This is a genomic window from Rhodococcus sp. 06-470-2, assembly GCF_002258235.1.
GTDB lineage: Bacteria > Actinomycetota > Actinomycetes > Mycobacteriales > Mycobacteriaceae > Rhodococcoides.
On the sequence record NZ_NOYB01000038.1, the window covers coordinates 130,600 to 148,079 of the forward strand.

The following is a 17,480-nucleotide window of genomic DNA, read 5'->3' on the forward strand; positions in this document are numbered from 1 at the left end:
ATGACCATAACGTCCGTTCTAGTAGCGAACCGCGGCGAAATCGCCCGACGCGTCTTCACCACCTGCCGCGCCGAGGGCATCGACACGGTCGCGGTCTTCTCCGACGCCGACGCGAATGCCCCGCACGTGCGGGAGGCCGATGTGGCCGTCCGTCTGCCCGGCAACAGTTCGGCGGAGACCTACCTGCGCGGCGAGCTCGTCATCGCCGCCGCGGTACACGCCGGAGCCGACGCCGTGCACCCGGGATACGGATTCCTCTCCGAGAACGCCGATTTCGCACAGCAGGTGCAGAACGCCGGCCTGACGTGGATCGGGCCGCCGGTCAAGGCGATCGAATTGATGGGTTCGAAGGTCGAGTCCAAGAAGATGATGGCCGACGCCGGAGTGCCGGTGCTGACCCAGCTCGATCCCGAGTCGGTCACCGAGAACGAACTGCCTGTGCTGATCAAGGCCTCCGCAGGCGGAGGCGGGCGCGGCATGCGCATCGTGCGCGACCTCGAGAACCTGGACTCGGAGCTCGAAGCGGCCGGGCGCGAGGCACTCTCGGCATTCGGCGACGGAACGGTGTTCGTGGAGCGGTACATCGAGACCGGCCGACACATCGAAGTGCAGGTCATGGCGGACCGATTCGGCACGGTGTGGACGGTGGGCGAGCGTGAGTGCTCGATCCAGCGCAGGCATCAGAAGGTCGTCGAGGAGGCACCGTCGCCGCTCGTCGAACGTATCGACGGCATGCGCGAGAAGCTGTTCCATGCGGCGACCTTGGCCACCGAGGCCATCGGCTACGAGGGTGCAGGCACCGTCGAATTCCTCGCCGACGAGAAGGGCAACTTCTTCTTCCTGGAGATGAACACGCGTCTGCAGGTGGAGCATCCGGTCACCGAGTGCACGACCGGACTCGACCTGGTGGCCTTGCAGATCGGGGTCGCCGCGGGGGAGCGGTTGCCCGCCGAGCAGCCGGAGACCCGCGGACATTCCATCGAAGTTCGCCTCTACGCGGAGGATCCGGCTCATGACTGGCAGCCGCAGAGCGGTGCCGTGCACCGATTCGAGATCCCCGGTGCGCAGTTCGAGGTGCTGGACAAGTCTGGCATCAGAGTGGACTCCGGCGTCGAAACCGGCAGTGTGGTGGGAACTCATTACGACCCGATGCTCGCGAAGGTCATTTCGTTCGCGCCGACGCGGGATCAGGCTGCGAACTTGTTGGCGAAAGCGTTGCAGAAGGCCACCGTTCACGGTCTGAAGACCAATCGCGATCTACTGGTCAACATCCTGCGACACCCGGCGTTCCTGGCCGGGGACACCGACACCGCGTTCTTCGACACGCACGGGCTCGATGTCCTGGCTCGGCCGATCGCACAGGGCCGCGCCCAGGAGTTGTCCGCACTCGCAGCGGCATTGGCCGATGCCGCGAGCAACGTCCGGAACGCCCGCGTGAATCGCGGATTGCCAGGCGGCTGGCGCAATCTCCGGTCCCAACCGCAGCGCAAGACGTACAACGACATCACCGTCGAATATTCGATCGGACGCAGCGGACTCACCTCCTCGGTGGGAGGCGTCGAACTCGATGGCGTCGAACTGGTCGAGTACACGCCGACCTCGGTGACACTCGACGACAACGGAATCCGTCGCATCTTTCAGGTGAGCAGCTACCGATCGGACGTGTTCGTCGATTCCGCACTGGGCCCGGTCGGGTTGATCAAGGCCCCGCGGTTCACCGATCCGACCGACGAGGTCGCGGCCGGTTCCTTGCTCGCACCGATGCCGGGCAGTGTCATCAGAATCGCTGCTGCGCAGGGCGATACAGTCACGGCCGGGCAGCCGATCCTGTGGCTCGAGGCGATGAAGATGGAACACACGGTGACCGCACCCGCGGACGGTGTGCTCACCGAACTGAACGTCACAGAAGGTCAACAGGTCGAAGTCGGCGCAGTGCTGGCCGTGGTAACCGAAGGAGCAGAACAATCATGAGTTTCATCGAGACCGAAGAGCAGAAGGGACTGCGTAACGCAGTCTCGTCACTGGGCAAGCGCTACAACTACATCGACTACGTTCTGCCCAAGGCGCGCAAGGGTGAGCCGCTGACCGAACTGTGGAACGAGGCGGGCAAGCTCGGTTTCCTCGGCGTCAATCTGCCCGAGGAGTACGGCGGCGGTGGCGCAGGCATCTACGAGCTCGCGCTCGTGCAGGAAGAACTGGCCGCGCACGGTGCCGGTCTGCTGCTGGTCGTGGTCAGCCCGGCAATCTGCGGCACCATCATCGGCAAGTACGGCACGCCCGATCAGAAGCAGGAGTGGCTCACCGCCCTCGCCGACGGGTCCAAGATCATGGTCTTCGGCATCACCGAACCCGACGCTGGATCCAACTCGCACCAGATCACCACCACGGCGCGTCGCGACGGCGACGAGTGGTTGTTGAGGGGCAACAAGATCTACATCTCCGGTGTCGATCAGGCCGACGCGGTCCTCATCGTCGCGCGGACCGAAGATTCCAAGACCGGCAAGCTCAAGCCGGCCCTGTTCATCGTGCCCACCGACGCTCCGGGGCTGCAGAAGACGCAGATGGAGATGGACATCGTCGAGCCCGATCATCAGTTCGTGCTGTTCCTCGACGACGTTCGGCTTCCCGCCGAGGCACTCGTCGGTGAGCCCGACGCCGCCCTGATGCAGTTGTTCGCTGGACTGAACCCCGAGCGCATTCTCGGTGCCGCGATGGCTGTCGGTATGGGTCGGTACGCAATCGACGCGGCAGTCAAGTACGCAAACGAGCGCACCGTCTGGAAGACGCCGATCGGAGCGCATCAGGGTCTCGCTCATCCGTTGGCGCAGTGCAAGATCGAACTCGAACTCGCCAAGCTGATGATGCAGAAGGCCGCGGTGCTCTACGACTCCGGCGACGACTTCGGCGCTGCCGAGGCGGCGAACATGGCGAAATACGCTGCGGCCGAGGCCAGTATCAAGGCGCTGGATCAGGCGATCCAGACCCACGGTGGCGCGGGCCTGAGCAGTGAGTACGGGTTGGCTGCGATGCTCGGGGCCGCCCGCATCGCCCGTGTCGCGCCGGTGAGTCGGGAGATGATCCTCAACTTCGTGAGCCAGCACTCGCTCGGACTGCCGAGAAGCTACTGATGGCCGTTCTCGTCGAATCGAGCAAGGACACGGCGTATTTGACGTTGGATTCGCCGCAGAATCGGAATGCGCTGTCGTCGGTGTTGGTAGAGGAGCTGAGGGCGGGACTCATCGCTGCGGCGCACGACGACGACGTCAGAACGATCGTGCTCGGCCACACCGGTGCCACGTTCTGCGCCGGAGCCGACCTCCGAGAGGCCGGCTCGTCGCCGGAACTGCGCACCAGGCAGATGCTGGACCTGATGCGGTTGATCATCGACACCCCGAAACCCGTCGTCGTGCAGATCGACGGACATGTGCGGGCCGGCGGGATGGGGCTGGTCGCGGCGTGCGATATCGCGGTGGCCGGACCCCAGAGTTCGTTCGCGCTGACGGAGGTTCGCCTCGGCCTGGCCGCATCGGTGATCTCGGTGGCCGTGCTGCCGCGACTGAGCTCCCGGGCAGCGAGTCGCTACTTTCTCACCGGGGAGACGTTCGACGGTGCCACTGCCGAGGCGATCGGTCTGGTCACCGTGGCCGACGCCGTTCCCGCGGCAGCGGTGGCCGACTACATGATCATGTTTCGGAAGTGTTCGCCGCAGGGCCTGGCCGAGTCGAAGCTCCTCACCACGGCCGCGATCCGGCGCGAGATCGACGAACGCGGGTCGGCCGTCGCCGAGCAATCGGCCAGGTTGTTTGCGTCCGACGAGGCCCGAGAGGGGATGATGTCCTTTCTGGAGAAGAGGCCACCGTCCTGGGCGGCCGAAAAGTAGAGCGGCCGAGAAGTAGGTCGGCCGAGCGTCGGTAGGAGGGAGTACGGCGATGGTGATGGCGCGCGAACCCAAGCAGGACCGCAGCAGGGTCACGCGTCAGCGACTGCTCGAGGCGACGATCGATTCGCTCGCGGAGCAGGGCTGGGGTGCAACGACGGTCGGCGTGGTCGCCGAACGTGCCGGCGTGTCCCGCGGCGCGACCCAACACCACTTCCCGACGCGTGAGGACCTGATCACCGGAGCACTCGAGTACATGTTCGACACTCGGATGGACAGTGCTCGCCGCGAGGCGCAGGAGATTCCGGCTGGCCCCGGCAGGACGAAACTGGTGGTGGAGCGGCTCGTGGAGTACTACACCGGACCGATGTTCAAAGCGGCACTTCAGGTCTGGACGGCGGCATCGGCCGACCCCGAGTTGCGCGATCGGATCGTCCCTCTCGAAGAGCGGTTCGGTCGCCGTGCCCACCAGATGGCCGTCGAGAACCTCGGTGTCGACGACAACGATCCCGTCTCGCACCGTCTCGTCCAGGCGACCCTCGACCTCGCGCGTGGATTGGGTCTGGCCGATGTCCTGACCGACGACGCGCGACGACGAGCCGAAGTGGTGCGCTCGTGGGCAGAGGTACTGGATGCGTCGTTGAACGCTCGGCTGTCCGCAGCTCCGGCGGGAGCGCTCTAGACCCACACGGTCTGCAGCACTGCGCAACCTGTGCTTGAGTCTGGCGGGTGACTTCCGAAATCGCACGCGTGTACCGCGGCCATATTTTTCACGTCGCAGGCTCGCCCACGGTGACGGACGCGGCAGCCGCGTTGGTGTCGATTCCCGACGGTGCGCTCGTGGTGTCGGGTGAGGGGACGATCGAGTTCTGCGGCGAGTTCGATTCTCTCCCAACCGGATTCGCGCAGGTCCCGGTGGTCGATCGCCGACCGGGGTTCCTGCTGCCCGGTTTCGTCGACACTCACATTCACTTTCCGCAGACCTACGCCGGAGATTCCTACGGCGGCGGGCAACTGCTCGAATGGTTGAACACCTGCATCTTCCCGTCGGAGTCCCGCTTCGCCGATCCGGAGTTCGCTGCCGCTGCGGCCCGAGACTTCTGCGCCGCGCGCATCCGAGCCGGAACGACGCAGGCGATGGTGTTCGGATCGGCGTTCCCGCACGCGCAGGATTCGCTGTTCGCCGAGACGCTCGAGCACGGACTGCGGATCGTCAGTGGACGCGGGGTCCAGACCACCGGACCGGCGTCGGCGCAGGCCTTGATCACCGGCGAGGACGAGGCCATCCGGCTGGTGTCCGAGGAGATCGAGAAATGGCACGCAGCCGACACCGGCGACGTCGACACGGCGATGCTGCACGTGGCCGTCGTACCGCGGTTCTCGCTGTCGGTGACGACGGAGACGCTGAAGAACCTCGGTGAGCTCTACGATTCCGTCCGCGCGCGCGGTGTCTACTTCCACACACATCTGAACGAGAACAACCGGCCGGGAACCGGAGAGATCGACGCCACCAAGAACGCCTACGGTGTGGCCACGTACCTCGATACCTACGACGGCAAGTTTCTGCCGGGCTCGCAGGTCGGCGGAAAGAGCTTCCTGGGTCGGCGCACCATCCTGGCCCACGCGGTGCACTGTCAGGACGTCGAACTCGCGCGAATGGCGGAGACAGGCACCTCCGTCGCGCACTGTCCTACCTCGCAACAGTTTCTGGGCTCGGGCACGATGCCGTGGCAGCGAACCGTCGCCGCCGGGGTGAACATCGCCATCGGTTCGGACTTCGGCGGTGGTGACGAGTGGCTGCTGCCGCAGGTTCTCGCCGATGCGTTCAAGGTGCACATCTCCGAGCCGGGCGACGCGGGTCTGTCGCTGCATCCGGCCGAACTGCTGTTCACCGGAACACTCGCCGGAGCCCGAGCGCTGGACATGGAGAACCGGATCGGCAATTTCGACGCGGGCAAGGAGGCCGACTTCGTCGTGGTCGATCCGTCCGCATGGCCGCAGCTCGCGGTGGCCGTCGACCACGGTGTCCGCGCCGACGATCCCGAGCTCGCCCGCGATCAGACCCTGTTCGCGTTGCTGATGGCGATGCGCGAACCCGCCATCGTCGGCGTCTACGTCCGGGGCCGGAAGCTCGCCGCTTCGCGGTAACGTATGGCGACTCGCGTCCACAGGATCAGGAGACACACAGGTATGGCTCGTCTGACTCGATTCGGTCTACTCGCAGCTGCATTCGCGGCTGTGAGCACCATGGCCCTCGCGCCGGTCGCACAGGCCCAACCGCCTGCCGATGCGCCGTCCGCACCCATCGAGAACGCGCCCCCGCCCGGACCGGTTTCGGTCCCCGTCCTGCAGATCCCCAACCTCGGCGTCACCGTCGGCGGACTCGTCGTTCCGGATCAGTGGATCGGCACGATCGAGGTCGCGAGCACCGACACGCCGGGACAGACCCACATCTGGGGCCGCGCCGCCGAGCCGCGGATCTGCGCGTCCTACCAGAACTTCGCCAGCCTGCAGGTGGACTTCGTCAACATCGCCAACGGACGCACCGGGTCGGTGAACGCACCGATCTGCCAGCAGGGAAACGGCGTGTTCGTGCGTTCGGGCCCGGTCGTCGCAGACACCGGTAGCGGACCGATTCTGTTCACCGCTCATGTTCTGGCCTCCGGCATTCTGTTCGACATTCCGGGCGTCGGCGGATTCTCGGCCCCGTAGATGTGAGCTACTGGATGACGAGACGGTTCGCGATGGTCGTGGCGGCAACAGCGGTGCTGATCGCCGGGTGCGGCGGGGCGGAAGACGACGCTGCGCCGCCGGAGGACACTGCCCCGACCACCGCGGCATACGAGCCCGGTCCCTTCTTCGGCGAATGCGGATCGATCACCGACGCCGAGGTGCAGTCCGCGTTCGGCGCGGGCCCGTTCGCTCAGATCACCCGTAATTCCGTCGGTTGCCAGTGGGAGACGGTCGGGTTCGGCGGACCGGGTGTCAGCTTCTCCTGGTATCGAGGCAGCCCCATCGGACGCGAACGCGCCGGTTCCGAGCTGATCGGCCGTCCGGCGAAGGACATCGAGATCGACGGCAACCCCGGCTTCGAGGCCGAGCAGGGTGCGTTGTGCGAGATCGGCGTGCAGTTCGGCGACGACTTCTTCCATTGGTCCATCACGTACTCCGACCAACCTGCGGCGCGCCCGCCGTGCGAGGTCGGAAACGAGCTGGCGACACTGACAGTGGAGCGCAAGCAATGAGAATCCGACGCGTCCTCGCCGCCGCAGCGACCCTGCTGCTCGTCGCAGGCTGTTCCCAGACCGTGCAGGGCACGCCGCGGCCGGCGAGTTTCGGTGGGTCCGGTGGCCGAGAATTCACCGACTTGTTGACCGAGTGCGACGCCGTCTCCGACGACCAGATCCGCGATACCACCGGTGCCGACGCCATCGCTCGCGGCTTCTTCGGGGCCATCTGCCGGTGGGATCTCGTCGGTTCCGCAGGCACGGTGAAGGTCACCTTCAACTGGTTCGAGTCCGGAACTCTGGCGGCCGAACGAGCCGCCGACGAGAAGATGATGTACACCGTCACCGACACAACAGTGCAGGGCCGCAAGGCAATCCAGGCCCAGCGTCCCGACGACTCCGCGTCGTGTGGCGTCTCGGCCGGGGCGGATCGGGACGGCATCTTCGGATGGTGGGTGCAGTACCGGCCGGACGCCGCCCATCCCGATCCGTGCCAGGCCGCCGCGAAGCTCGCCGATCTCACGCTGAACCTCAGTCGTTGATCGCGTACCCACGCGAGGGGTGTTTTGACCCGAGGTCACGCCGCCGGGTATCGTTATGGGTCGTGTCCGGCCTGCCCGGACCGTTTGTGTGCCTATGCGAGGTACAGCCGTGCGCACGTTCGCTCCAAGAGCGCGCAACCGGCTGGACGTGTGGGGGTATGCGACACACCCGACCGCGGGGTGCAAGAGACCCGCGGTAGCAGTACTGGAGCAGCAGCAGTACCGGGTGAGGAGCAGTGTTCTCTTGCTCCAACTGCTAGATCCCTGTTTATCGACACGAAGAAAGCCGGTTCATGCCAACGATCAACCAGCTGGTCCGTAAGGGACGCACCGACAAGGTTGCGAAACTGAAGACCGCTGCCCTCAAGGGCAGTCCCCAGCGCCGTGGTGTGTGCACTCGCGTGTACACCACCACCCCCAAGAAGCCGAACTCCGCTCTCCGTAAGGTCGCGCGTGTTCGCCTGACCTCCTCGGTCGAGGTCACCGCATACATCCCCGGTGAGGGTCACAACCTGCAGGAGCACTCGATGGTGCTCGTTCGCGGTGGTCGTGTGAAGGACCTCCCGGGTGTGCGTTACAAGATCATCCGCGGTTCGCTCGACACCCAGGGTGTCAAGAACCGCAAGCAGGCTCGCAGCCGCTACGGAGCCAAGAAGGAGAAGAGCTGATATGCCACGCAAGGGCCCAGCACCCAAGCGGCCGCTGATCAACGACCCGGTCTACGGATCGCCGTTGGTCACGCAGCTCGTCAACAAGATCCTCCTCGACGGCAAGAAGTCGACCGCAGAGCGCATCGTCTACCAGGCGCTCGAGCAGGCTCGCGAGAAGACCGGCACCGACCCCGTCGTCACGCTCAAGCGTGCACTCGACAACGTCAAGCCGGCCCTCGAGGTTCGCAGCCGTCGCGTCGGTGGTGCCACCTACCAGGTGCCCGTCGAGGTTCGTCCCGGCCGCTCCACCACGCTGGCACTGCGCTGGCTGGTCACCTTCTCGCGCGCTCGTCGCGAGAAGACCATGGTCGAGCGTCTGGCGAACGAGTTGCTCGACGCCAGCAACGGCCTCGGTGCCGCTGTGAAGCGCCGCGAAGACACTCACAAGATGGCCGAAGCCAACAAGGCGTTCGCCCACTACCGCTGGTGATCTCCTCGCTCGGGCGGCATCCGGAACTATCCGATGCCGCCGGAGCGTTGATCAGCTCAGGCAATACCTCTACCAACACCAAGGCGGGTTAACTCGTGGCACAGGACGTGCTGACCGACCTCAACAAGGTCCGCAACATCGGCATCATGGCCCACATCGATGCCGGCAAGACCACCACTACCGAACGCATCCTCTTCTACACCGGTATCTCGTACAAGATCGGTGAAGTTCACGATGGCGCAGCCACCATGGACTGGATGGAGCAGGAGCAGGAGCGTGGCATCACGATCACCTCTGCTGCCACGACGTGCTTCTGGAACGACAACCAGATCAACATCATCGACACCCCCGGTCACGTCGACTTCACCGTCGAGGTGGAGCGCTCGCTCCGCGTCCTCGACGGCGCAGTCGCAGTGTTCGACGGCAAAGAGGGCGTCGAGCCGCAGTCCGAGCAGGTCTGGCGTCAGGCCGACAAGTACGACGTACCGCGCATCTGCTTCGTCAACAAGATGGACAAGCTCGGCGCGGACTTCTACTACACCGTGCAGACCATCATCGATCGTCTCGGTGCCAAGCCGCTGGTCATCCAGCTGCCCATCGGCGCAGAGAACGACTTCGAGGGCGTCATCGACCTCGTGCAGATGAAGGCTCTCGTGTGGAGTGGCGAGACCAAGCTCGGCGAGAAGTACGAGATCCAGGAGATCCCGGAACACCTCAAGGAGCGCGCGGACGAGTACCGCACCCAGCTGCTCGAGACCGTCGCCGAGTCCGACGAAGCGCTTCTGGAGAAGCACTTCGGTGGCGAAGAGCTCACGGTCGACGAGATCAAGGCTGCCATCCGCAAGATGACGGTCAACAGCGAGCTGTACCCGATCCTGTGTGGATCCGCGTTCAAGAACAAGGGCGTTCAGCCCATGCTCGACGCGGTCATCGACTACCTCCCGTCTCCCCTCGACGTTGCCGAGACCATCGGACACGCCGTCGGCGACGAGGAGAAGGAGATCACTCGCAAGCCGTCCGCAGACGAGCCGTTCGCAGCTCTCGCGTTCAAGATCGCGACCCACCCCTTCTTCGGCAAGCTGACCTACGTCCGGGTGTACTCGGGCAAGGTCGACTCCGGCGCTCAGGTCATCAACTCGACCAAGGGCAAGAAGGAGCGTCTGGGCAAGCTCTTCCAGATGCACTCCAACAAGGAGAACGCGATCGCGACCGCATCTGCCGGTCACATCTACGCCGTCATCGGCCTCAAGGACACCACGACGGGTGACACGCTCTGCGATCCGCAGAACCAGATCATCCTCGAGTCCATGAGCTTCCCGGACCCGGTCATCCAGGTCTCGATCGAGCCGAAGACCAAGTCCGACCAGGAGAAGCTGGGAACAGCGATCCAGAAGCTCGCCGAAGAGGATCCCACCTTCTCGGTGAAGCTGGACGAGGACACCGGCCAGACCGTCATCGGCGGAATGGGCGAGCTGCACCTCGACATCCTCGTCGACCGTATGCGTCGCGAGTTCAAGGTCGAGGCCAACGTCGGCAAGCCGCAGGTCGCGTACCGCGAGACCATCCGCAAGACGGTCGACAAGCACGACTACACCCACAAGAAGCAGACCGGTGGCTCCGGCCAGTTCGCGAAGGTCATCATCAAGCTCGAGCCTTTCGAGGGCGAAGACGGTGCGACCTACGAGTTCGAGAACAAGGTCTCCGGTGGTCGTGTGCCCAGGGAGTACATCCCCTCGGTCGACGCAGGTGCTCAGGACGCCATGCAGTACGGTGTTCTCGCCGGATACCCCCTGGTCAACGTCAAGGTCACACTGCTCGACGGTGCGTACCACGACGTCGACTCGTCGGAAATGGCCTTCAAGGTCGCCGGCTCACAAGCGTTCAAGGAAGCTGCTCGCAAGGCCAGCCCCGTCATCCTCGAACCCGTCATGGCCGTCGAGGTCATCACTCCCGAGGATTACATGGGTGAGGTCATCGGCGACCTGAACTCCCGCCGTGGTCAGATCCAGGCCATGGAGGAACGCAGCGGTGCCCGTATCGTCAAGGCATTGGTTCCGCTGTCGGAGATGTTCGGCTACATCGGAGACCTTCGGTCGAAGACGCAGGGCCGCGCTAACTACTCCATGGTCTTCGATTCCTACGCAGAAGTTCCTGCGAACGTCTCGAAGGAAATCATCGCGAAGGCGACCGGAGAGTAACTCTCTTCAGCTGCTGGACCACGCTCGACCTGTAATAAGTAACAACACATACGCGTGCTTGCCCCGTCGGGGCCGGCACAGATCAGTCCAGGAGGACACACAGTGGCGAAGGCGAAGTTCGATCGGACGAAGCCGCACGTCAACATCGGCACCATCGGTCACGTTGACCACGGTAAGACGACGCTGACGGCTGCAATCACCAAGGTTCTGCACGACAAGTTCCCGGACCTGAACGAGGCCTCGGCTTTCGATCAGATCGACAAGGCTCCGGAGGAGAAGGCTCGTGGTATCACGATCAACATCTCCCACGTCGAGTACCAGACCGAGAAGCGCCACTACGCGCACGTCGATGCACCGGGTCACGCCGACTACATCAAGAACATGATCACCGGCGCGGCACAGATGGACGGCGCAATCCTGGTCGTTGCAGCAACCGACGGCCCGATGCCGCAGACCCGCGAGCACGTGCTGCTCGCCCGCCAGGTCGGTGTCCCGTACATCCTGGTCGCACTGAACAAGGCCGACATGGTCGACGACGACGAGATCATCGAGCTCGTCGAGATGGAGGTCCGCGAGCTCCTCGCTTCGCAGGAGTTCGACGAGGACGCACCGGTCATCAAGGTCTCCGCACTCAAGGCACTCGAGGGTGACGAGAAGTGGGGCGAGTCGGTTCTGGAGCTCATGCAGGCCGTCGACGATTCCGTGCCGGACCCCGTCCGTGAGACCGACAAGCCGTTCCTCATGCCCGTCGAGGACGTCTTCACCATCACCGGTCGTGGCACCGTGGTCACCGGACGTATCGAGCGCGGCTCGGTCAACGTCAACGAAGAGGTCGAGATCGTCGGCATCCGCCCCGGCTCGACCAAGACCACCGTCACCGGAATCGAAATGTTCCGCAAGCTGCTCGACTCGGGTCAGGCAGGCGACAACGTCGGCCTCCTCGTTCGTGGCATCAAGCGCGAAGACGTCGAGCGTGGACAGGTCATCATCAAGCCGGGCACCACGACTCCCCACACGGAGTTCGAGGGCAACGCCTACATCCTCTCGAAGGACGAGGGCGGCCGCCACACGCCGTTCTTCAACAACTACCGCCCGCAGTTCTACTTCCGCACCACGGACGTTACGGGCGTCGTGACCCTTCCCGAGGGCACCGAGATGGTCATGCCCGGTGACAACACCGAGATGTCCGTCACGCTGATCCAGCCGGTCGCCATGGATGTCGGCCTGCGTTTCGCAATCCGTGAGGGCGGTCGTACCGTCGGAGCCGGTCGCGTCACGAAGATCATCAAGTGATCTAGTTCCACCAGCTGTACCGAAGCGGCACTCACCCGAAAGGGTGGGTGCCGCTTTTGCGTGCGCCCGCCCGTTGGCGTCAATGGACCATTGTCGCGGTCAGACGTATGCAGTGGTTCATTCACGTGGTCCGAGGTGTGCCACCCACGGTGGGTGAATGGACCCTCGCACCGCTCAGACGTATGCAGTGGTCCATTGACGCGGCCCGAGGTGGCACCCGAAAAATGGGACGCATCGGGCTCGGCTGTCCCGTAACGTCGCTGCGGTGCTACTGACCGTGACTGCAAATGCCACAACCGATTTCCCGGACGCCTCCGACATCGGGTATTTGTTGCACAAGCACCCCGATCGCGTGCAGACGCGAAACCTGCCGATGGGCAACACGACCGTGCTGTACCCGGAAGTCTCGGCCACGCACACCACAGTCGCAGTTCTCGCCGATACCGACGCCGCCTCGGGACTGGCGGTGGCTCTGTCTAGGCTGTTCAAGCAGACGCTGGCCGGCGTGTGCGGCCACAGACCCGAACTGGTCTCTGCTGCAATCGATCTGACTATTGCGCTACCTGCCGCGCCGTCGCGTGGTGCCGGTGATCTCGCGTCGCGGATGTTCGGTCCGCTCGGGTGGGGCGTTCAGGCGACGCCCATTCCGCTCGATTCGACGCAACCGCAGTGGGGCGACTCCGAATACATCGACCTCGTTCTCACCGGCACGTTCACACTGTCGGCTGCGCTGCGGCAACTGTACGTTCTTCTTCCGGTCCTCGACGACGCCAAGCACTACTGGGTGGGCGAGGACGAGGCCGACAAGCTCGTTCAAGCAGCAGGGGATTGGCTGGGAGATCACCCTGAGTCGGCATTGATCGCCTCCCGCTACCTGGCGCACCGTCGCGAACTGGTGGCGTCGGCGTTGGACCGGCTCGTCCCGGATGTGCCCGACGACGTTGCCACGCCGAGAGATCCGTCGTTGGCCGAGCAGCGGGTGCGTGCCGTACTGGCGGCTCTGGCAGGCGTCGGCGCGAAGTCGGTGATCGATCTCGGTTGCGGTGAGGGCCGCCTGCTGCGAGAGCTGTTCGCAACCAACGATTTCGAGCGTATTGTCGGTGCCGACGTGAGTGATCGCGCACTTGCCAAGGCTCAGCGCAGGCTGCGTCTGGACGACATGTCCGATCGGCAGCGCGCTCGGATCGAGCTGGTCCAGTCCTCGGCCACGTACCGCGACGTTCGGTTGCACGGATTCGACGCAATGGTGCTCATGGAGGTCATCGAACACGTCGACCTCGACCGGATCCCGGCGCTGGTGCGTTCGGTGTTTCTTCAGGCGCGTCCGCGTACGGTTCTCGTCACCACACCCAACTCCGAGTACAACGTGCTCTATCCCGGCCTCGAACCGGGAGCCTTCCGTCACGTCGATCACCGATTCGAGTTCACCCGCGCGCAGTTCGAGCAATGGTGCTCGTCGGTGGCACGTGAACACGCCTATGCGGTGCGCGTCGAGGGAATCGGCCCCGTCGACGACATGCACGGCACCCCGACCCAGATGGCCGTATTCACCCGAGAGGAGCAGTCCCGATGAGTACCTTCGACATTCCGGATCGGTCCCTCGTCGTACTCGTGGGTATCAGCGGCTCCGGTAAGTCGTCGTTCGCCGCGCAGCACTTCGGTCCGTACGAGACGGTGTCCAGTGATGCCTGCCGAGGCATGGTGAGCAACGACCCCAATCTGCAGAGCGCAACCAAGGACGCGTTCGCGCTGCTGGAATTCCTGGTCGCAACCAGGCTTCGGGCCGGTCTGCTCACCGTCGTCGACGCGACGAACGTCCAACCGGCTGCGCGTAGAGCACTGATCGCGTTGGCTCGTGAACACGATGTACTCCCGGTGGCCGTCGTACTCGATGTGCCGGAATCTGTGTGTGCACAGCGGAATGCCGAACGAACCGACAGGACGTTCGGCCGAGAAGTGCTGCGTCGCCAGCAGTCCCAGTTGCAGCGCTCGATGCGAGGGCTGTCCAAGGAAGGTTTCCGCTCGGTCCACGTACTCGACGGTGTCGAGGCGGTTGCGTCGGCGACGTTCGTTCGCACCCTGCTGCGCAGTGATCGTCGCAACCTGACCGGGCCCTTCGACGTGATCGGCGACATCCACGGCTGCCTCGCCGAACTCGAAAGCCTGCTCGTAACAATGGGTTACGCGATCGACCGGGACGATGACGGCCGCCCGGTCGGTGCGACGCCGCCGCCTGGTCGTACCGCGGTGTTCGTCGGCGATTATGTCGATCGCGGACCGGACTCGGTGGGAGTCCTGCGGCTCGTTATGGGAATGGTCGGTTCCGGAACGGCATTGGCAGTTCCGGGTAACCATGAGAACAAGCTCGTCAAAGCACTGCGTGGGCGGAAGGTGATCACCTCGCACGGTCTGGCCGAGACCCTCGAACAGCTCGAATCGGAATCCGACGAGTTCCGCCGGGAGGTTCTCGAGTTCTGCGACGGCCTCGTCGCGCACCTCGTGCTCGACGGCGGCAAGCTCGTCGTGGCGCACGCCGGACTGATCGAGAAGTACCACAACAGGGCGTCGGGCAGGGTTCGAAGCTTTGCTCTCTACGGAGATACCACCGGCGAGACCGACGAATTCGGCTTGCCGGTGCGGTATCCGTGGGCGCAGGACTATCGGGGCTCGGCGACCGTGCTGTACGGGCACACGCCGGTGCCGGAAGTGGAGTGGGAGAACAACACTGCGTGCCTCGATACAGGATGCGTCTTCGGTGGGAAGCTCACGGCGCTGCGCTATCCGGAGCGTGAGGTGGTGTCGGTTCCGGCCGAGAAGGTCTGGTACGAGCCTGCCCGCCCGATGGGCACGTTCACGCGGGATGCGGCATCGCTCGATCTGTCCGACGTCATCGGCCCGACTGGCGTCGAGACGTCGCTGCGCGGACGGGTATCGGTTCGGCCGGAGAACGCCGCGGGCGCACTGGAAGTGATGAGTCGGTTCGCGCTGGCTCCGCAGTGGCTGCACTATCTGCCGCCGACGATGGCTCCGAGTGCAACATCGGAGCGCGAGGATTATCTCGAGTATCCGACCGAGGCATTCGACGCGTATCGCGCGCTCGGTGCGTCGACGGTGATCTGCGAGGAGAAGCACATGGGCTCGCGGGTGGTTGTTGTGGTGTGTCGAGATTCAGCCACCGCTCGAAAGAAGTTCGATGCGCCGGAGGGAGTGCTCGGCACCGCGTACACGCGGACGGGTCGTCCGGTGTTCGACGAGTCGCTCACCGGCGAGATGATCTCCGGGGTGTCCGACGCGATCGAGAAGGCCGGTGTGTGGGACGAATTGGTCTCGAGCTGGCTGATTCTCGATTGTGAACTGATGCCGTGGTCCGCCGAAGCGGAGGGCCTGATCAAGACCGAGTACGCCGCGGTCGCCGCGGTGTCCAGGGCGAATCTCGGGGCCGAAGCTGCGGTGCTGGCGGCGGCCGGAGCGCGGGGTCTGGCTGTGCAGGAGTTGCAGGAACGCAACACCGTTCGGCAGGGCAACCTGGGCGAGTTCACCGACGCGTATCGCCGGTACATCTGGCCGACGGACGGACTCGACGGAGTTCGGATCGCGCCGTTTCAGGTGCTGGCGTCGAACGTCGAGACGTATGCGGATCGTCCGCACACGTGGCACCTCGACGTTGCCGACCGATTGGTAGCGGCAGCCCCTGAGGTGTTCGCCACCACCCGGAGAATCGAGGTCGATCTGTTCAACCCGGGTTCGGTTGCGGCAGCGGAGAAATGGTGGGAGGAGTTGACGGCGAAGGGCGGCGAGGGCATGGTCGTCAAACCGGCAGCGAACGCTCCGCGCGGAAAGATGCAGCCCGGCACGAAGGTTCGCGGCCGGGAGTACCTTCGGCTGATCTACGGTGCCGACTACACCGACCCGGATCGACTGACTGCACTGCGCAACCGAAACGTGGGACACAAGCAGTCGATGGCGCTACGCGAGTATGCGCTGGGAATGGAAGCACTGGATCGGTCGGTGCGCGGTGAGCCGCTGTATCGCATCCACCAGGCCGTGTTTGCGGTCCTGGCACTGGAATCCGAGCCGGTCGACCCGCGGTTGTAGGTGCCGTGGGCAGTGGTGTGGTCGAGTGCCACCTGGGGCCCTCGACCACACCACTGCCGCAGGCACTAACCCCTCGGCGACGAGAACGGACTGATGCCTGCGCTGATCGGTGCCGCAATTGCTGCAACGACGGCTATGGACGCCCAGAACGTCGGTGAGTCCAGCATCAGACCGCCTGCGAGACCACACACTGCGACGACGACGCCGCATCCCACCAGCAGTCCCGACCCGACCGTGACGTGAGCGAGGTGGTCTCGCGTCGGATCACGTCGGGCTGCGAGCCACACCATCGTTCCCGAGGTGACGAAGGCCAGAGGGGCGAAGAAGAAGAGGGAGCTACCACCGAGCTTCGACGAGACACTGACGATCAACAGCACGGCTCCGAATGCCACAGGGGCGGCGAGGGGCATCCCGCCGGACCATCGCTCGAACTTGTTTCGGGTGGGAGCTGTCATGGCAATCGTTCCTTTCCTGGGGAGAAGGGCATGTCAGAGTAGGTACTCCGCGAATATTCCGCCGCCGCAGGACAATGCCGCGATCAGGCCGACTCGCCTCAGGACGAACTTGGCCGCCTTGTCCCACGAGTTCACTTGGCTTTCGATCGCCTCCCAAGCACCGACTGCGCCGAAGAAGTCGATTCCGAGGCACGCACCGACTACTCGCTTGATTTCATCGGTGACTCCACGCGCCTGAGGTCCCGTGGGAGTCGGCTGCCTGTCGAGGACCTTGCCGGTCTCGTCGACGATCGTCACAGTCGCATCATCGCTGATCTGAAAGCCGGCTGTGCCGGCGGGGAGTGGATTGCGTCCCTGTTCTGCCAGCGAAGCATTGAGCGAGGCAACTTCTTCTGCGCTCACGGGGACGAATTCCTCGACGGTGGAGGACACAGCGGGTGGCGCGGGTTGAGCAAGAGCAACAGCGGCCCCGCTCATCGACGTCACGGCGATCATCGAGCCGGCGATCAGGGCGATGGAGGCGGTGCGAGTCCGAGCAGAAATGCGGTTCATGATGTCTCCCGTTCGTGAGTATGGGGCGATTCGGCGACGTGATGCCGGCTGTCGTTCGGACCGAGCCGGGTGCAGTGCCACAACGGATCTGGGCCGGTTGC

General features: G+C 64.5%; 16 protein-coding genes. 14 read left to right on the plus strand and 2 right to left on the minus strand.

The genetic code is table 11. The features are described 5' to 3' along the window. The 14 genes from CH276_RS21500 to CH276_RS21565 all read left to right on the plus strand — a co-directional run bounded on the left by CH276_RS21500 (window position 1) and on the right by CH276_RS21565 (window position 16,372). Window positions 1-1,971 carry an acetyl/propionyl/methylcrotonyl-CoA carboxylase subunit alpha gene (locus tag CH276_RS21500; RefSeq protein WP_094629535.1) on the plus strand — a complete coding sequence of 657 codons (1,971 nt, stop codon included), beginning with the start codon at window positions 1-3 and terminating at the stop codon, window positions 1,969-1,971. Next, window positions 1,968-3,128 (plus strand): acyl-CoA dehydrogenase family protein, encoded by a 1,161-nt coding sequence (locus CH276_RS21505; RefSeq protein ID WP_032394005.1) that lies wholly within the window; start codon window positions 1,968-1,970, stop codon window positions 3,126-3,128. Before CH276_RS21500 ends, CH276_RS21505 begins: the two co-directional genes overlap by 4 nt. Next, on the plus strand, window positions 3,128-3,880 hold the full coding sequence (locus tag CH276_RS21510; RefSeq protein WP_094629536.1) for an enoyl-CoA hydratase family protein: 753 nt from the start codon (window positions 3,128-3,130) through the stop codon (window positions 3,878-3,880). Before CH276_RS21505 ends, CH276_RS21510 begins: the two co-directional genes overlap by 1 nt. Before the next feature lie 55 nt (window positions 3,881-3,935). Next, window positions 3,936-4,559 carry a TetR/AcrR family transcriptional regulator gene (locus CH276_RS21515; protein ID WP_032394207.1) on the plus strand — a complete coding sequence of 208 codons (624 nt, stop codon included), beginning with the start codon at window positions 3,936-3,938 and terminating at the stop codon, window positions 4,557-4,559. Window positions 4,560-4,606: 47 nt separating this feature from the next. Then, the gene (locus CH276_RS21520) at window positions 4,607-6,025 is read left to right on the plus strand and encodes a guanine deaminase (RefSeq protein WP_441344208.1); all 1,419 of its coding nucleotides are present in this window, start codon (window positions 4,607-4,609) and stop codon (window positions 6,023-6,025) included. 42 nt (window positions 6,026-6,067) lie between these two features. Continuing rightward, window positions 6,068-6,589 (plus strand): hypothetical protein, encoded by a 522-nt coding sequence (locus CH276_RS21525; protein ID WP_094629537.1) that lies wholly within the window; start codon window positions 6,068-6,070, stop codon window positions 6,587-6,589. Between the two features lie 14 nt (window positions 6,590-6,603). Further along, window positions 6,604-7,122, plus strand: coding sequence for a DUF3558 domain-containing protein (locus tag CH276_RS21530; protein ID WP_094629689.1), 519 nt, complete (start codon window positions 6,604-6,606; stop codon window positions 7,120-7,122). After that, complete coding sequence (locus tag CH276_RS21535) at window positions 7,119-7,646, plus strand: DUF3558 domain-containing protein (RefSeq protein ID WP_032394009.1); 528 nt, start codon at window positions 7,119-7,121, stop codon at window positions 7,644-7,646. The genes CH276_RS21530 and CH276_RS21535 overlap by 4 nt, the downstream gene beginning before the upstream one ends. A gap of 293 nt (window positions 7,647-7,939) precedes the next feature. Then, window positions 7,940-8,314 carry a 30S ribosomal protein S12 gene (rpsL, locus tag CH276_RS21540; protein ID WP_008714048.1) on the plus strand — a complete coding sequence of 125 codons (375 nt, stop codon included), beginning with the start codon at window positions 7,940-7,942 and terminating at the stop codon, window positions 8,312-8,314. A 1-nt stretch (window position 8,315) separates the two neighbouring features. Next, window positions 8,316-8,786, plus strand: coding sequence for a 30S ribosomal protein S7 (gene rpsG / locus CH276_RS21545; protein ID WP_003941856.1), 471 nt, complete (start codon window positions 8,316-8,318; stop codon window positions 8,784-8,786). A 95-nt stretch (window positions 8,787-8,881) separates the two neighbouring features. Continuing rightward, window positions 8,882-10,984: an elongation factor G gene (gene fusA / locus CH276_RS21550; RefSeq protein ID WP_045199098.1), complete on the plus strand. Its 2,103-nt coding sequence runs from the start codon at window positions 8,882-8,884 to the stop codon at window positions 10,982-10,984. A gap of 102 nt (window positions 10,985-11,086) precedes the next feature. Further along, complete coding sequence (gene tuf, locus CH276_RS21555; RefSeq protein ID WP_008714056.1) at window positions 11,087-12,277, plus strand: elongation factor Tu; 1,191 nt, start codon at window positions 11,087-11,089, stop codon at window positions 12,275-12,277. A 277-nt stretch (window positions 12,278-12,554) separates the two neighbouring features. Then, on the plus strand, window positions 12,555-13,850 hold the full coding sequence (locus CH276_RS21560; protein ID WP_254923999.1) for a 3' terminal RNA ribose 2'-O-methyltransferase Hen1: 1,296 nt from the start codon (window positions 12,555-12,557) through the stop codon (window positions 13,848-13,850). Then, window positions 13,847-16,372: a polynucleotide kinase-phosphatase gene (locus CH276_RS21565; protein ID WP_094629539.1), complete on the plus strand. Its 2,526-nt coding sequence runs from the start codon at window positions 13,847-13,849 to the stop codon at window positions 16,370-16,372. The genes CH276_RS21560 and CH276_RS21565 overlap by 4 nt, the downstream gene beginning before the upstream one ends. 65 nt (window positions 16,373-16,437) lie before the next feature. On the opposite strand, the gene CH276_RS21570 is transcribed toward CH276_RS21565, so the two are convergent. Beyond that, on the minus strand, window positions 16,438-16,827 hold the full coding sequence (locus CH276_RS21570) for a hypothetical protein (protein ID WP_094629540.1): 390 nt from the start codon (window positions 16,825-16,827) through the stop codon (window positions 16,438-16,440). Window positions 16,828-16,860: 33 nt separating this feature from the next. After that, on the minus strand, window positions 16,861-17,379 hold the full coding sequence (locus CH276_RS21575; protein WP_141214765.1) for a hypothetical protein: 519 nt from the start codon (window positions 17,377-17,379) through the stop codon (window positions 16,861-16,863). Window positions 17,380-17,480: the final 101 nt, after the last annotated feature.

Coding starts and splice junctions, on each gene's coding strand:
- CH276_RS21525 (WP_094629537.1), top strand. CDS start 6,068: ATGGCTCGTCTGACTCGATTCGGTCTACTCGCAGCTGCATTCGCGGCT.
- CH276_RS21565 (WP_094629539.1), top strand. CDS start 13,847: ATGAGTACCTTCGACATTCCGGATCGGTCCCTCGTCGTACTCGTGGGT.
- rpsG (WP_003941856.1), top strand. CDS start 8,316: ATGCCACGCAAGGGCCCAGCACCCAAGCGGCCGCTGATCAACGACCCG.
- CH276_RS21505 (WP_032394005.1), top strand. CDS start 1,968: ATGAGTTTCATCGAGACCGAAGAGCAGAAGGGACTGCGTAACGCAGTC.
- rpsL (WP_008714048.1), top strand. CDS start 7,940: ATGCCAACGATCAACCAGCTGGTCCGTAAGGGACGCACCGACAAGGTT.
- CH276_RS21575 (WP_141214765.1), bottom strand. CDS start 17,379: ATGAACCGCATTTCTGCTCGGACTCGCACCGCCTCCATCGCCCTGATC.
- CH276_RS21530 (WP_094629689.1), top strand. CDS start 6,604: ATGACGAGACGGTTCGCGATGGTCGTGGCGGCAACAGCGGTGCTGATC.
- CH276_RS21510 (WP_094629536.1), top strand. CDS start 3,128: ATGGCCGTTCTCGTCGAATCGAGCAAGGACACGGCGTATTTGACGTTG.
- CH276_RS21570 (WP_094629540.1), bottom strand. CDS start 16,827: ATGACAGCTCCCACCCGAAACAAGTTCGAGCGATGGTCCGGCGGGATG.
- CH276_RS21535 (WP_032394009.1), top strand. CDS start 7,119: ATGAGAATCCGACGCGTCCTCGCCGCCGCAGCGACCCTGCTGCTCGTC.
- CH276_RS21500 (WP_094629535.1), top strand. CDS start 1: ATGACCATAACGTCCGTTCTAGTAGCGAACCGCGGCGAAATCGCCCGA.
- CH276_RS21515 (WP_032394207.1), top strand. CDS start 3,936: ATGGCGCGCGAACCCAAGCAGGACCGCAGCAGGGTCACGCGTCAGCGA.